The organism is Halobellus captivus (genome assembly GCF_003697845.1).
GTDB classification, from domain to species: domain Archaea; phylum Halobacteriota; class Halobacteria; order Halobacteriales; family Haloferacaceae; genus Halorubrum; species Halorubrum glutamatedens.
This window is the reverse complement of record NZ_RDQE01000008.1, coordinates 163,973-178,057: the sequence shown is the minus strand read 5'-3', so window position 1 is coordinate 178,057 and position 14,085 is coordinate 163,973. Positions and strand designations below refer to the sequence as shown.

Genomic DNA, 14,085 nt, shown 5'->3' with positions numbered 1-14,085 from the left:
GGGTTCACCCGTCCGTGAGGCGGGACGAAACCTCTCTCACCGTGTCGGGGTCGTTGGTCCAGAACCCTTGATATCCGTCGGATCGCTCCCGCGCGACGAGCGCGCAGTTCTGGCTCCCGTCGTCGCCGTCCTCGAACGCGAGCACCCAGTACCGGTCGTCGGTCCGCCGATGGGAGGTGATCCCTTCGAGTTCCGGATCGATCCGTCCTCCGACGCCGTAGAGGTGGATACTGAGGTCGGTTTCGGCGGCCAACCGCCGGTAGCCGTCCGCCTGCGGGTCGAACGTCGAGGGGGTCTGGAACGCCACGCGGAGCGTCCCCCTCCCGACGCGGTGCGCCCGGTCCTCTATCTCCCGGGTGACGGCGAGGAGTCGACGGCGATCCATCGAGACGAACATCGTGTCGTCGAGCACCTCGAGGAGCACGCGGTATCCCCGGGAGACGTCCGCCCGCTCCACCGGCGGAAACGCCGGGGGATCGAGGAGTTCCTCGACGGCCTCGAGCCCGAGCACTCCGGCGAACTCTTCGTTCTCCCGGATCACCACGAACGGCTCCGGGCCCCCGGCCGGGATCGTCCGGCGGTCGAAGGTGACGTTGCGGGTCGTGAACACTCCCTCGGAACCGTCATCGTCCTCGGTTCGATACACTATCAGGCGGCGCCCACGGCCCGCGATCCGGGCGAACAGGTCGTCGAACACGGCTACGGGGACGGCTCTGACGCGGTCACGGTCGCGCCGACGGCTCGGATCCGACGCTCCGCCGGATCAGCTCCTCGACCGGCGGGTCGAGGGTCTCGAGTTCGACGATACCGTCCGTCCGGTCGTAGGAGACGATCCCCGAGTCCTCGAGGATCGGGAGGTGGACGTGGACGAGTTCGATGACGAGTCGTCGGCGATCGTCCGGGGTCCTCATCGTGTCGGCCTCGGCCGCGGCCCACCCGAGGAGGACGTTCACGGACTCCTCGACCGTACATCGTCCCTCCTCGAGCAGGAACCACGACAGCCGTCGCCGCCGCGTCGAGGCGAGCGCGCGGTAGAGACGGTCGTCGGACAGCCGCACCGCTCCCGCGGGCTTCGAACCGACGTCGAATTCCCTCGAGACGTCCCGCCCGTCGTTCATTCGAGCCCATTCGTACGTGTTGGATATTAAATCATTTTGTCAGCGATCGACTCTTTCTCACGTCACGGAACGTCACGACGATCGATACGAGCGGCGTTCGCGGTCGGGGTCGATCACCCGTCCAACTCGGCCACGATCCGCTCGCGGATCGGAGCGGCGTCGACCGAGGCCCACGCCTCGACGTCGTAGGTCACGTCCGCGAGGACCTCCAGCCGCTCCGCGTCGCTCTCGGTGATCGCGTCGACGGCGTCCGCGGAGAGCCGTTCGAGGACCGCTCCGGAGAGGACCTCCCGGTCGACGTCGCGGTCCGGCACGTCGAGGATGTGCGGGAGGTCCGCCGCGCCCTCCGGAAGGGAGGGGAACGCCGCCGGACCGACGGCGAGGAAGTCGTCGTCCTCTCCGAGTTCGTCACCCGCCCCCCCGGTCGAGACCGCCTCCACGGGGGCCGGGACCAGCGCGTACTCCGCGACCGCGACGTCGATGGCGTCGTCGATCGCGGCGGCATCCGCCTCGGCCCGCCGCTTGAACGCGAGTTCGGAGACCGCCCGCGAGAGTTCCTCACGGGTGAGCCAGCCGAAGAGGTCGACCACGCCCGCGAGGTCGTCGCGGGCGGCGACGCTCGGTCCGGCCCCCTCGGTCATCGGTCGCCACCGCCGGTTCGCGAGCCGTCGCGTCGCGGAGGAGTCGTGCCCAGCGTCGCGTCGGGGGGCGAATCCGTGACCCCCTCCGGATCCGTGCCTCCCTCGGAGTCCGCGACCGCCTCGAGGTCCGCACCGGCCGCCGTCGCCACCGCCGCGGGCGAGAGCGGGGCGTCGTCCCACGCCGGGAGACGGTCGTCCGGCCCGGGCTCCGAGACGGCGTCGGCGTAGGTTTCCACCTGGTCGCGCTCGTCGGCACGGTCGTACTCGAGTCCGTTGAACGCGGCGTCGGTCGCGTACCGGCGGATCAGCTCCTCCGCGGCCTCGCGGTAGCGCCCGACGAGCGCGTCGTACTCGACGTCGACGCCGGCGTCGTCGACGACGCGAAGCGTCGCCGCGCCGACCGCGCGGCTCATGTCGGCGAGCCCGGTCGGGCCGTCCACGGAGCGGTGGTCGTGTTCGTATCGACCGAGGTCGACCTGTGCGCTTCCCGCGAAGCCGGCGTGGTCGAACGCCTCGCCGAGCGTCCCGATCTCGAGGCCCCAGCCCCGCTGGATCCGGAGCCTCGAGACGAGGTCCGTCGTCGCCGCGAACTCGCCGGCGAGCGCGTAGCGGAAGGCTTCCAGGAACTGGACGACTGGCGCGTCGTGGGCGTCCGCGAGCGCGCGGACGAGCGGCCGGAAGAAGAGCCGGAACAGTCGACCGTACAGCGCGCCGTCCTCGACGCGGGCGTAGTACCCCTTCGCGAACTCGTGGCCGTGGGCGATCGGGAACAGGAGGCGGTTCACGAACGCGGGCGAGTACGTCGCCGTGTCGGCGTCGTGGACGACGACGAACTCCTCGCCGAGCGCCCTCCCGAGACCGAGCCACACGTCCCGGCCCTTGCCGCGGTCGCCGTCGAGGTCGTGTGCGGCGAGGAGGTCGGCGAGCCGCGGACCGTCACACCACAGCGTCTCCACGTCGAGGTCGAACCCGTCGAGCCAGGACGCGAACGACCCCGCCCGGTCCGGCGTGGCACGCAGGGGGACGATCACTCTCGCGGGATCGACGCTCTCGAGGGTGGAGAGGACCCGCTCGGCCGCGAGCGTCCCGTACTCGCGTTCCGTCATCGGCACCACGACGGCCGCACGCCCGGTCGGCGCGTCCGGGCGGTGGTCCGTCAGCGCGTGGAGCGTGGTCACGCGCTCTTGTACGTACTCCATTAGCCGATCAAAAGGGAACGAGCCCCTAAAGACGTACGATACCCGGGATCCGCGGCGACGACGTTCGGACCCGTTCGACGACCGCGTTCGGGCCCTCGAGCGTCAGGCGTGTGCGGTCCCGCCGGGAACCCTTCCGAACGCGTTCAGGACGGCGTAGACGACCACGAGGACGGCGACCCCGGCCGTCGAGACGAGGAAGACGGCGTCGTAGCTCGCGCCGGCCTCGATCGCCTCGCCGACGACCCACGACCCCGCCGCCTGCGTCGTCATCATGCCGGCGGAGTAGACGGCGTACGCCGACGCCCGCGACTCGTCCGGGAGCGACGCGAGCAGGTACGTGTCGCTGGCCGGAAACAGCATGTGAACCGAGAACCCCACGAGCAGGCTGGCGAGGACGATCGCGACGGTTCCCGACGCGAGGACCGCGAGGACGACGCTGACGAGGAAGGCGGTCACGATCCCGAGGAGGTACGGGACGTTCGGGAGCCGGTCCGCGATCTCGCCGGAGACGAGGAAGGCGGGAACGCCGGCCGCGAAGATCACGGTTAGCAGGTTGCGGGCGGTCGTCGGCGGGAGACCCTTGTCGATCATGTACAGCTCGTAGAAGTTGAACAGTCCCTGCCAAACGAAGGCCGTCGCCCCGACGAGCACGACGCCGGAGAGGATGATCTTCCACTCCGAGCGCGCGCCGCCGAAGAAGTCGGTGTCGCCGCGTCCGGCCTCGGGGAGGTCGGTCCGGCGGGCCAGAACGACGATCAGGACCGTCGTGAGCGCGGCCGCGACCGCGAGGCCGTAGAACGCGTAGCGCCAGTCGTACCACAGGGTGACGGTGACCACCGGCGCGGCGATGACGGCCGACAGCTGGCTCGCCATCCCGTGGATCCCCATGACGCGGCCGACTCGCTCGGGGAACAGCTCCGAGACGAACGGGTTGGCGGCGACGAAGTAGACGCCCGAGGCGCTCCCGACGACGAACGCGGCGAGCATCAGCGTCGGAACGCCGGGCGCGAGCGCGACGCCGAGCGCGCCGACGACGAGGGTCACGCCCGAGACGAGCACGACGCCCACGCGGGAGGTACGGGTGAGAACCCAGCCGGTCGGGATCCGTGGGGAGGCAGACCCGAGCCACGCGAGCGTGACGACGAGTCCGGCGGTCCCCTCGCGGATCGTGAACTCGTCGATGAACTCGCCGACGAGCGGCGCGAACACCACCCGCGCGAAGTTCGCGAGGAAGACCATCGCACACAGCGATCCGAACAGCCGGTTCCGAGACACGGTGACCGTTTCCGGGGGGCGAGTACAAACGTTGCGGAAGCGGCCGCTTGCTCCCGGTTCGGTCGCTATCCTCCCGACACGGTCCCTCACGGTGCGCCCGCCAGGGCGGAACCTCTCGAACGTCTGACGCCCGTCGGCCGCCGTGCGGGGTTTTTATACCCTCCGGCGACGAACGCCACCACATGAAATCCACGCGCAAGGCGCTACGCGACGGTGACCTGTTCAAGGACACCTACGAGCGGCTCAACTGCGCGACCTGTGAGAAGGTGTTGAAGAAGAAGAACGACCCCGACGAGGTGTTCTCGGTCCGGACCTGTCCGGAGTGCGGCGCCGAGTTCAAGGAACTGCGATAAACGCCGGTCGGGGACCGCCCTCCCGCCGTCTCTCGACCTTCTCCCGACCTCGCTCACTCGAAGACGGCGTCGAACGCCGACGCGCCGAGCGGGTCGAACGTCCCCGCGGCGACGTTCTCCCGCAGGTGGTCGGGATCCGTCGTGCCGACGAGCGAGCAGGTCACGGCCGGCGCGCTTCTGGCGAAGTTGAGCGCGCGCTGGGCCGGCGTGTCGCCGGAGAGCTTCGCGTCGATGCCCGCCGGGATCGACCCCGCCGCCGCCAGTTCGCCCTGTCCGATGCTCGCGCTCGTGACCACCGACAGGCCGGCCTCGTGGGCGAACGCCAGCGTCGAGACCGGCTCGCCGTCCGGATCATCGGGTGGACGCTGGTTCGCCCGGGTGAACGCGTCGGCCATGTGGACGTTGAAGGGGAGCTGGATCGCCGCGAAGCCGTGATCGTCGTCCGGACCGACCGCCTCGCCGGCCGCCTCCGCGCGTGAGAGGACCTCGCGGAGCGAGAGGAACGCGTCCGCGTCCTCGGCGACGCGAAACGCGTCCCACGTCGCGACCCCGTACGCCCCGAGGTCGCCCGCGGCCCGCCGGCGCTCGAGCGTCTCGAAGGCGGCCTCCAGGGCGTCGTAGACCGCCCCGTGCGACCGCTCCATGAGCTGCGTCTCCGGGTTGTGGACGTGGTAGCAGTCGATCGAACCGACGTCGAGCCGGTCGAGCGAGCGGTCGAGCGACCACTCGAGGAACGCCGGCGCGAGACAGTGTGCGCCGACGAGGTCGGCCGGGTCGACGATCCCCGGCTCGACGAACCGTTCACGGAGGTAGGCGGCCGGGTCGTCGGGGCGTTCCCCGTCGAACGGGAGGAACCCCCCCTTCGTCGACACCACGACCGCCTCGCGGTCGACGCTCGCGTCCCGGATCGCCTCGCCGACGACCCGCTCCGACCGCCCGCATCGATAGTTGGCGGCGGTGTCGATCTGGTTCGTTCCCGACTCGATCCCGAGCCGGACGGCCCTCCGGAGGGCGTCGTCGACGGCGTCGGTCGGCTCCCCGAGGTACGTCCCCAGCCCGACGCTGGAGGCGACACCCGGCCCGAACCGCCTGAAGTAGGTCCGCCCGAAGGCGTCGCCGAACGCGTCGCGGTAGCCCCAGAGGGCGTCGCGGGTGGCCATGGTCGTCCGGATCGACGACCGTGGCACCTAAAACGTGTGCGACCGCCGGCGGTGGCACCGACCCCGAGGAGTTCGTCGGCGCTTCGAGCGTCAGACGCCCGTACGACGCCGTCAAAACGATTTTACGTCCTCCCGGAGTCGTGACAGGACGATGGCGTCACTCACCGACCACCTGTCCGAACTCGTCGAGGACGCCGACGCGGTGCTCCTGTTCTCGCCGACCGCCTCGTTTCACGACCGCTTCACCGGAGACGAGGCGGGCGGTCGGAGCGACGAACGGACCGATATCGTCGTCGTCGCGCCCGACAACGACGTCGACGCGGACCCGTTCGTCGAGCTGCCGATCCCCTTCCGTGACGTTCGCGACCGGATCCGGTTCGGGGTCGAGGGGTCGATGGAGGCCGACCTCGTGGCCGAGGGCGACGAGGTCGTCTGCGTCGTCTCCGTCTTCGAGGGCGAGTCCGACGCGGTGATCCGCGTCACCGTCGACGAGACCGTCCACACCGGCATCTACGACCTCTTCGTCGAGTCCCGGGCCGACCCGGGCGTCATCCGCGACGTCCTCGAGGTCGCCATCGAGCTCGGCAAGAAGGGCCAGAAGGGCAAGCCGGTCGGCGCGCTGTTCGTCGTCGGCGACGCGGGCAAGGTGATGAACAAGTCCCGCTCGCTGTCGTACAACCCCTTCGAGAAGTCCCACGTCCACGTCGGCGACCCCATCGTGAACGTCATGTTGAAGGAGTTCTCCCGGCTCGACGGCGCGTTCGTGATCTCCGATTCGGGGAAGATCGTCTCCGCGTACCGCTACCTCGAGCCCGCCGCGGAGGGAGTCGACATTCCGAAGGGTCTCGGGGCCCGGCACATGGCCGGCGGCGCGATCACCCAGGACACCAACGCGACCGCGATCGTCCTCTCGGAGTCCGACGGCCTCGTTCGGGCGTTCAAGGGCGGGAGGCTCGTCCTGGAGATCGATCCGGAGGAGTACTGATGTCGTCGTCGACGACTCCCGCAGGGACCGTAAGCGGACTGATCGACGCGGTCCCCGATCGCGTCTGGCTCGCGCTGTTCGTGCTCGTGCTCGGACTCGTGCTGGCCGTCATCGTCGGGATCGTCAACCGCCGGCTGCTGATCCGGGCGGGCGTTCCGGAGGCGATAGAGGGGACGACCTTCGAGCGCACCGCACGCGAGTTCGACACCTCGACCGTCCGGATCGTCGCGAAGCTGTCGACGTACTTCATCGTCGCCGTCACCGTCCTCGTCGCGCTCACGGTCGCCGAGGTGCGGTACGTCGACCTCTTCTGGTCGGACGTGGCGGCGTTCGTCCCCCGCCTGTTCGTCGCGGTCCTCGTGCTCATCGTCGGCGTCGTGATCGGGGACAAGGCCGAACTGCTCGTCGCCGAGCGGCTCCGCGGAGTCAAGCTCCCCGAGGTGGGCGTGCTCCCGACGCTCGTGAAGTACAGCGTCGTCTACGTCGCCGCGCTCATCGCGCTCGGACAGGTGGGCGTCCAGACGCTCGCGCTCGTCGTGTTGCTCGCGGCGTACTCCTTCGCGGTCGTTCTCCTGACCGCGCTGGCGACGAAGGACCTCCTCGCGGCGGGCGCGGCCGGTATCTTCCTCCTGTTGCGCCAGCCGTACGGCATCGGCGACGAGGTTCGCGTCGCCGGCCGGCGCGGGATCGTCCAGGAGGTCGACCTGTTCGTCACCCACGTCGAGACCGACGACGGCGAACACGTCCTCCCGAACCACGCGGTCTTTCGCGACGGGATCGTGTTGATCCGGGAGTGACGCGCCCGTACGTCCGGATTCTCATGGCGTGAAAGTCGTTGTCACGCTTATGCGGGCGGGGAGTCGAGGGGAACGTATGAGCGCCGACGCCGACGACATCGACGACGTTCGAAACGTCGCCTGCGGGGGGTGGGACGGCAGCGAGTGTGAGGGGACGGTCCACTGCCCCCCGCGCTGTCCGCGCTTCGTCGACAAGCTCGGGGACCGGTGGACGGTCCGCTCGGTCGAGCCGGGCGACGCCGATCGGCTCGTCGAGATGTACGACGCGTTCACGATCGAGCACCGCGCACAGGGGCTCCCGCCGGCTGCTCGCGCGCGACGCGTCGAGTGGATCGAGTCGCTGTTCGACGGCGGCAACAACGTCGTGGCCGAACTCGGCGGCCGCCTGCTCGGTCACGCAGTGTACACCCCGACCGACGTCGCCCGCCCCGAGATCGCCGTCTTCGTCCACCCGGACGCGCAGGGTCGCGGGGTCGGAACGGAGCTCTGTCGACGCCTCATCGCGGACGCCGCCGCCGCCGGGCGCGAGGCGCTCGATCTGTACGTGACGGCCGGCAACAAGGCTGCCCGGCACGTCTATGGTACGCTCGGGTTCGAGACCGTCGAGCGCGACGGCGACCTTCACATGGTGCTCCCGCTCGACGATCCGATCGCGACCGAGGTCCGGTGGCCCCCGGTCGTCCGCGAGGGGCCGACCGATCTCCCGGAGGTGGATTCGAGACGGAGGGACTCCCCGCTTCACCCCGACCACAACGGTTAGGCCCGGCCGCGCCCACGGATCCGTATCCGTGGACGACGCCGTCGAGTGGCTCCGGAGCCGACCCTACTACGCGGGACAGATCGCCGAACACCGCCGGCTGCCGGCCCGCGAGCCCGAGTATCGCGACGTCGATCTCGAGCCGCGGCTCGCGGACGCGCTCGCCGATCGGGGAATCGACCGGCTCTACCGCCACCAGGCCGAGGCGATCGAGGCGGTCCGGGACGGCGACGACGTCGTCCTGGCGACCGAGACCGCGAGCGGGAAGTCGCTCGCGTACACCGTCCCGGCGTTCGAGACCGCGATGGAGGGAAGGGGACGGACCCTCTACGTCGGCCCGCAGAACGCGCTGATCGCGGACCAGGAGGAGTCGCTCTCGGAACTCGCACGCGGGCTCGGATTCGGCAGCCGGGTCTCCGTCGCGTCGTACACCGGACGGCTCTCGCGGGCGGAGAAACGCGAGGTGCGGGACGCCCGTCCGACGGTGTTGCTATCGAACCCCGACATGCTCCACTACGCGCTGTTGCCGCACGCCGGGCGGCTCTGGGAGTGGTTCCTCTCCTCGCTCGAGTACGTCGTGGTCGACGAGGTCCACGGCTACCGCGGCGTCTTCGGCACCGGGGTCGCGCTCGCGATGCGTCGACTCGTACGGACGTGCGAGCGCTTCGGATCGAGCCCGACGTTCGTCTGCTGTTCGGCGACGATCGGCAACCCGGTCGAACACGCCGCGACGGTGACCGGCCGCGACCCCTCGGGGATCACGCTCGTCGACGAGGACACCTCCGGGCGCGGCCCCCGCGACTGGGTCCTGTGGAACCCGCCGGAGTACGACGACGACTGGGCGGAGCGCGGGAGCGGTCGCCGGAAGTCGAGCCACACGGAAAGCAAACGCCTGTTCGTCGACCTGGTCGCGAGCGGCCGCCAGACGCTGGCGTTCACGCGGGCGAGACAGACCGCAGAGCAGTACGCCACGGACAGCGCGAGCGACCTCCGCGAGCGGGGCGAACACGACCTCGCCGCGAAGGTCGGCGCGTACCAGGCCGCACTGAAGGACGACCGGCGTCGCGAGATCGAGGCCGACCTCCACGCGGGCGACCTCCGCGGCGTCTGGTCGACGAACGCGCTCGAACTCGGCGTCGACGTCGGCGGGCTCGACGCCGTGGTCCTGGACGGCTACCCCGGAACGCGGATGTCGGCCCACCAGCGAGCCGGCCGCGCGGGCCGGGGGTCGGACCCCGCCCTCGTCGTCATGGTCGGCGGCGAGGACCAGCTGGACCAGTATCTGATGAATCACCCCGCGGACTTCTTCGAGGCCCCGCCGGAGGACGCGATCTGCGACCCCGAGAACGACCGGCTCCTCCCGCGACACGTCGCCTGTGCGGCCGACGAGGGCTGGCTCTCGCCCGCCGACGAGGCGTACTTCGGCGGGTCGTTCCCGGGAGTCGTCGCCGACCTCACGGCGGACGGAACGCTGGCCCGCCGCGAGGCCGCGGCCGGGACCCGCTGGACGTACGCGGGCTCGGAGAGCCCCCAACACGCGATGAACCTCCGAACCGCCGAGGAACGCGAGATCGAACTGGTCGACGGCTCGAACGGCGACTCGATCGCGTCGCTGGGGTTCGCCGACGCGCTCCGGGACGCTCACCCCGGCGCGATCTACCACCAGCAGGGACGCACCTACGAGGTCGCCGACCTCGACCTCGACCGGAACGTCGCGGAGCTTCGGTCGTCGTGGGCGGACTACTACACCCGGCCGCTCACCGAGAAGTCGATCGTCGTCGAGGAGGACCTCGCGGAGCGGACGCCGTCCGCGCGCCCGGACGTCCCGATCCGGTTCGCCGACGTGACCGTCACCGAGCGAGTCACCGGGTTCCTCAGGCGGGACGCGGCGACCGGCGACTCGCTCGGCGAGTCCGCACTCGACCTGCCGGAGACGACGCTCCGGACGCGAGCGCTGTACTTCCCGGTACCCGAGGACGTCGAGTCGGAGATGCGCACGATCGGGGCGGCCGACGACGCCGACGGTTCCGACGAAGCCGACGAGTCCGACGACGCCGCGGTACCGGGCGGCGAGTACGCGTTCAACGGCGGGATCCACGCGGCCGAACACGGGATCATCTCGCTCTTCCCGTTCCACCTGCTGTGTGACCGCGGCGACATCGGCGGCATCTCGACCCCGTATCACCCCCACGTCGAGGGTCCGGCGGTGTTCGTCTACGACGGCTACCCCGGCGGGGTCGGACTTGCCCGCCGAGGACACGCCCGGATCGAGGAGCTGATGGAGCGGACTGCGCGGCTCATCGACGGCTGTGGCTGCGCGGACGGCTGTCCCTCCTGCGTCCAGTCGCCCCACTGTGGCAACGCCAACGAGCCGCTCGCGAAGGCCCCGGCGATCCATCTATTGGAGTCGCTGACGGGCACGACGGCGGCGGACGCGAGCGAGGCCGAACCCGCGGAGTGAGGGACGGAGCACTTTCCTCCCACTTCCGGCGTTGCGACGTACCCTTTTGTGCTCTCGGCGGGAAGCGAACGTCATGGACCTGAAACTCGACGGCAACGCGGCGCTGGTGACGGCATCGAGCAGCGGCCTGGGAAAGGCCTCGGCGAAGGCGCTCGCCCGCGAGGGTGCGGACGTGCTCGTCAACGGCCGCGACCCCGAGCGGCTGGAGGAGGCCGTGAACGAGATCGGATCCGTCGCGAGCGGAGAGGTCGTCGGCCACGCTGCGGACGTCACCGAGAAAGCCGAGGTCGAGGGGCTCGTCGCGCGGGCCGTCGAGGAGTTCGACCGCCTCGATCACCTCGTGACGAGCGCGGGCGGTCCGGCGCCGTATCGACCCCTGGAGGCCGACGACGGGGAGTGGTACGACACGTACGACCTGCTGGTGATGAGCGTCGTCCGGGCGGTACGGGCCGCGGCCCCCCACCTCCGGGCGGACGGCGGCGGCACGATCGTCAACGTCACGTCCAGAACCGTCAAGGAGGCCTCGCCGAGCAACGTCCTCTCGAGTTCCGTCCGCATGGGCGTCATCGGTCTCGAGAAGACGCTCTCGAAGGAGCTGGCACCGGCGGTGCGGGCGAACGCCGTCCTCCCCGGCTCACACGAGACGCCCCGGATAGAGGACCTGATCGAGTACGCCGTCGACCGCGGCGAGATCGAGAGCTACGAGGCCGGCCTCGAGGAACGGGCGGAAGACGTTCCGCTCGGTCGGCTGGGCGACCCGATGGAACTCGGAAACCTCGTGGCGTACCTCTCCTCGCCCCTCTCGGGCTACGTCAACGGACAGGCCGTGACGATCGACGGTGGTTCGGGGTCCTCAACGCTCTGAACTCGGAGGAACCGCCGCGATCGTCGTACGTGCGACGCCGGGCGTTCGACGCGCTCGGAGCGGCCGGCTACGCCTCGGCGGCGCGTTCGAGCGCCGCGGGGTCGACGTCGGCCTCGAAGAGCCGCGCGCCGCAGGCGTCACACGTCGCGGCGAGCACGTCGTAGGTCCGGCAACACGACTCGACGACGGTCGTATCGAGCGTCACGGTCCCGTCGCAGGTCGGACACGTCTCGATGAACAGCCGGAGGCTACCGAGCAACTCGCTGCGCCGCGCGGTCGAGAGCTCGCTCCACCCGTCCCAGCGGTCGTCGAGGACGGCGGCGGCGGCGAGGTCCGCGAGGAACGCCTGTCTCGACTCCCATCGGCCCGCGGGTTCGTCCTCGATGTACGCGGCGTAGGCGCGGCCGCGGTCGACCAGGGCGACGGATTCGGGGTCGTCGACCTCGAGAAAGTCGGCGAGCACCTCCTCGTCGGCGTTGGCGTCGGCGAGAGTTCTCGCCTCCCGCCGCCACGCGTCGTGGAACCGTTCCTCGAGGACGAAGTCGTCGACCGCCGGGTCCTCGAGGAGGACCCCCGCCTCGACGAGGGCGGTCGCGGGGTCGAACGGCTCCCCGTCGTCGGCCACGATCCCGTGATCGGCCGCGCCGTTCGCGGCAGCCCCGCCGCTCGCGACTCCCCCGCGTTCCGGCCCCTTGTCGAACCGGGCAAGCACCCGATCCGGGAGGTATCGTTTCGTCAGCGTCGGCGTCCCGGGAACGAGGTAGCCCCGGACGCCGATCGTCACCGCGGCGGCGGCGAACGTCGCGATCGCCCAGCCGATCGAGACGGTCGCGACGACGAGCGCAAGCGCGGCGGCGATGACGAGGTTGACGATCGTACACGGAAGACAGCGGTTCGACCCCGTGTAACGCGGATCTCTGAGCCAGACGGGAAGTCGCGATAGCGCGTCCATACCCCCTGGGAGGCGCCGACGAGACATAGGTATGACATCCTTACCGTCCAGGATCCGTCCCCGATCGGGTCGACGGGTCGATCCCGACGACCGCTCCGCCGTCACCGAAAGTCGCCGATCCGGATCGAGGCTAACGGGTGATTGATCCGGAGAATCGCCCCGTCTCTCGGTCGACGTCGTCCGGTGATACGTCCCCGGCGTCGCGGCTGGGGCACACGACACGACCGACACGACGCCGGAGAAGGGATCGGCGGATCCGACTCACCCGAACAGCGCGTTGAGGTACACCCAGCGGTCCGTCCACAGCTGGTAGCCGAGCGAGGCCGCGAAGACGGCCAGGAAGACGGTAACCCAGAGGATCGGTTCGAGCGCGGAGACGAGCGGGACGTCGATGAGTGCCGCGAGAACGACGAACAACGAGAGCGTGCCGAGCATGCTGTAGTACTCGCTCCAGGTGATCCCGTAGGGAGTGACGACCTCCATGTAGACGTCGACCGAGCGGGCCTCCTCGGTGAGCCGGATGGTCTTCCGGTCGGACTCGTACTCGACTATTCCCCGTCTGTCGAGCTTCGGGAGGTGCGTCTGGTGGAGCGAGTTGTAGACGCTGTTGCGGATGTTCTTCGGCGGCGGCGACTGACCGGTCTCCGCCTCGGCGATGCTCTCCGCGAGGTCCCGCAGGGTGGTCGTCCCGACGGTGTCCTGTAAGTGTTTGAGTGTTTGGCGTCTGCGTTCGTTTCGAAGCAGGTCGTGTATCTCCGTTTCGGGGATTCCCCCGTATCGATCGGTTATCGCCATGTGTCGTGATCTCTCCCCCCACGTCCGAGGTCGTCGATACCCACACATCCCCCCCAGGTAAGTAATCACAGCCTGCAAACGGCCGGATCGCGTCAGGCACCCCTTGACAGACTACAAGCAAAGCTTGTCGCTTGATCGCGGTTCGAGTGCGATACCCGCGGCAGGCTTCCGTAGACGTTGCAGGTCACGGATCGATCCGTAACCGCCCGTTATGGCTGGATCCCGTGGAAGGACGAACGAATATCGGGGACGACGTTCCGCTCCGAAAACCGGCGTCTTCACGGAGTTTTCGCGATCGGACTCGGTTTCCGTCGGGGCCGTACTGTCACTCGTCCGAACGGAGGCTCAAACGCGGTTTTCACTTTACGAAACGATCCGTTTTCGAGATCGAATCCGGGGTTAGCGGCGTCAACGGCCACGTTTCGAGAGAAATGGTGTGATTGGCTAAGGGGGTGGCTGTTGTGGGCATCTACCACGCCCGACGGAAGCGTCGGGGACGATCCACGATGTCAGACAAGAGATTCGAACTGTCACGGCGGAACGCACTGATCGGGCTCGGGACCGTGGGGGCCGCCTCCGCGGGTGCGGGCCTCGGAACGAGCGCGTACTTCAGCGACGAGGAGGGCTTCGAGGACAACACGCTCGAGGCGGGCGAGTTGGACCTCTTCGTCGACTACTGGACGGACGCCAACTCCGAGGCGATCGCCGGAGGAACGACTGGAAGCGG

14 protein-coding genes and 1 pseudogene are annotated in these 14,085 nt (G+C 69.6%); 7 read left to right on the top strand and 8 right to left on the bottom strand.

Translation table 11 applies throughout. From position 1 onward, the window contains the following. Positions 1 to 4 precede the first annotated feature (4 nt). The 5 genes from EAO78_RS11105 to EAO78_RS11085 form a co-directional block, all read right to left on the bottom strand. Positions 5 to 646, bottom strand: coding sequence for a DICT sensory domain-containing protein (locus EAO78_RS11105; RefSeq protein ID WP_136516507.1), 642 nt, complete (start codon positions 644 to 646; stop codon positions 5 to 7). Positions 647 to 722: 76 nt separating this feature from the next. Continuing rightward, positions 723 to 1,118 (bottom strand): DUF7344 domain-containing protein, encoded by a 396-nt coding sequence (locus EAO78_RS11100; protein ID WP_122105895.1) that lies wholly within the window; start codon positions 1,116 to 1,118, stop codon positions 723 to 725. A 113-nt stretch (positions 1,119 to 1,231) separates the two neighbouring features. After that, positions 1,232 to 1,759: a DUF7109 family protein gene (locus EAO78_RS11095; RefSeq protein ID WP_122105894.1), complete on the bottom strand. Its 528-nt coding sequence runs from the start codon at positions 1,757 to 1,759 to the stop codon at positions 1,232 to 1,234. Further along, complete coding sequence (locus EAO78_RS11090) at positions 1,756 to 2,958, bottom strand: glycosyltransferase family protein (protein WP_238987673.1); 1,203 nt, start codon at positions 2,956 to 2,958, stop codon at positions 1,756 to 1,758. Before EAO78_RS11090 ends, EAO78_RS11095 begins: the two co-directional genes overlap by 4 nt. Positions 2,959 to 3,060: 102 nt before the next feature. Beyond that, positions 3,061 to 4,233 carry an MFS transporter gene (locus EAO78_RS11085; protein WP_122105893.1) on the bottom strand — a complete coding sequence of 391 codons (1,173 nt, stop codon included), beginning with the start codon at positions 4,231 to 4,233 and terminating at the stop codon, positions 3,061 to 3,063. A gap of 182 nt (positions 4,234 to 4,415) precedes the next feature. Here EAO78_RS11085 and EAO78_RS18180 point away from each other — a divergent pair, with 182 nt between their 5' ends. Then, positions 4,416 to 4,586: an HVO_0758 family zinc finger protein gene (locus tag EAO78_RS18180; protein ID WP_203227868.1), complete on the top strand. Its 171-nt coding sequence runs from the start codon at positions 4,416 to 4,418 to the stop codon at positions 4,584 to 4,586. Positions 4,587 to 4,639: 53 nt separating this feature from the next. Here the strand turns inward: EAO78_RS18180 and EAO78_RS11080 are convergent, their stop codons facing one another. After that, entirely contained in the window at positions 4,640 to 5,746 is a 1,107-nt protein-coding gene (locus EAO78_RS11080; protein WP_122105892.1) for an aldo/keto reductase, read from the bottom strand. Between the two features lie 151 nt (positions 5,747 to 5,897). Here EAO78_RS11080 and dacZ point away from each other — a divergent pair, with 151 nt between their 5' ends. The 5 genes from dacZ (at position 5,898) to EAO78_RS11055 (ending at position 11,611) form a co-directional block, all read left to right on the top strand. After that, complete coding sequence (gene dacZ / locus EAO78_RS11075) at positions 5,898 to 6,731, top strand: diadenylate cyclase DacZ (RefSeq protein WP_122105891.1); 834 nt, start codon at positions 5,898 to 5,900, stop codon at positions 6,729 to 6,731. Beyond that, positions 6,731 to 7,528 (top strand): mechanosensitive ion channel domain-containing protein, encoded by a 798-nt coding sequence (locus tag EAO78_RS11070; protein ID WP_122105890.1) that lies wholly within the window; start codon positions 6,731 to 6,733, stop codon positions 7,526 to 7,528. The genes dacZ and EAO78_RS11070 overlap by 1 nt, the downstream gene beginning before the upstream one ends. Positions 7,529 to 7,604: 76 nt before the next feature. Next, a complete protein-coding gene (locus EAO78_RS11065; protein ID WP_122105889.1) occupies positions 7,605 to 8,288 on the top strand; it encodes a GNAT family N-acetyltransferase in 684 nt (227 codons plus the stop codon). A gap of 28 nt (positions 8,289 to 8,316) precedes the next feature. Beyond that, entirely contained in the window at positions 8,317 to 10,746 is a 2,430-nt protein-coding gene (locus EAO78_RS11060; RefSeq protein ID WP_122105888.1) for a DEAD/DEAH box helicase, read from the top strand. Between the two features lie 73 nt (positions 10,747 to 10,819). Then, the gene (locus tag EAO78_RS11055; RefSeq protein WP_122105887.1) at positions 10,820 to 11,611 is read left to right on the top strand and encodes an SDR family NAD(P)-dependent oxidoreductase; all 792 of its coding nucleotides are present in this window, start codon (positions 10,820 to 10,822) and stop codon (positions 11,609 to 11,611) included. Positions 11,612 to 11,678: 67 nt separating this feature from the next. Here EAO78_RS11055 and EAO78_RS11050 read toward each other — a convergent pair whose 3' ends face one another. Continuing rightward, positions 11,679 to 12,563, bottom strand: coding sequence for a hypothetical protein (locus EAO78_RS11050; RefSeq protein ID WP_122105886.1), 885 nt, complete (start codon positions 12,561 to 12,563; stop codon positions 11,679 to 11,681). A 261-nt stretch (positions 12,564 to 12,824) separates the two neighbouring features. Beyond that, positions 12,825 to 13,358 carry a DUF7344 domain-containing protein gene (locus EAO78_RS11045; protein ID WP_122105885.1) on the bottom strand — a complete coding sequence of 178 codons (534 nt, stop codon included), beginning with the start codon at positions 13,356 to 13,358 and terminating at the stop codon, positions 12,825 to 12,827. 506 nt (positions 13,359 to 13,864) lie between these two features. Between EAO78_RS11045 and EAO78_RS18680 the strand changes: the two are divergent. Further along, positions 13,865 to 14,005, top strand: a pseudogene (locus tag EAO78_RS18680) (SipW-dependent-type signal peptide-containing protein); the annotation flags it as partial. Positions 14,006 to 14,085 lie beyond the last annotated feature (80 nt).

Bases quoted from the DNA above. Each gene is read 5' to 3' on its own strand.
- EAO78_RS11100 (WP_122105895.1), bottom strand. From the start codon at position 1,118: ATGAACGACGGGCGGGACGTCTCGAGGGAATTCGACGTCGGTTCGAAG.
- EAO78_RS11095 (WP_122105894.1), bottom strand. From the start codon at position 1,759: ATGACCGAGGGGGCCGGACCGAGCGTCGCCGCCCGCGACGACCTCGCG.
- EAO78_RS11090 (WP_238987673.1), bottom strand. From the start codon at position 2,958: ATGGAGTACGTACAAGAGCGCGTGACCACGCTCCACGCGCTGACGGAC.
- EAO78_RS18180 (WP_203227868.1), top strand. From the start codon at position 4,416: ATGAAATCCACGCGCAAGGCGCTACGCGACGGTGACCTGTTCAAGGAC.
- EAO78_RS11080 (WP_122105892.1), bottom strand. From the start codon at position 5,746: ATGGCCACCCGCGACGCCCTCTGGGGCTACCGCGACGCGTTCGGCGAC.
- dacZ (WP_122105891.1), top strand. From the start codon at position 5,898: ATGGCGTCACTCACCGACCACCTGTCCGAACTCGTCGAGGACGCCGAC.
- EAO78_RS11070 (WP_122105890.1), top strand. From the start codon at position 6,731: ATGTCGTCGTCGACGACTCCCGCAGGGACCGTAAGCGGACTGATCGAC.
- EAO78_RS11065 (WP_122105889.1), top strand. From the start codon at position 7,605: ATGAGCGCCGACGCCGACGACATCGACGACGTTCGAAACGTCGCCTGC.
- EAO78_RS11055 (WP_122105887.1), top strand. From the start codon at position 10,820: ATGGACCTGAAACTCGACGGCAACGCGGCGCTGGTGACGGCATCGAGC.
- EAO78_RS11050 (WP_122105886.1), bottom strand. From the start codon at position 12,563: ATGGACGCGCTATCGCGACTTCCCGTCTGGCTCAGAGATCCGCGTTAC.
- EAO78_RS11045 (WP_122105885.1), bottom strand. From the start codon at position 13,358: ATGGCGATAACCGATCGATACGGGGGAATCCCCGAAACGGAGATACAC.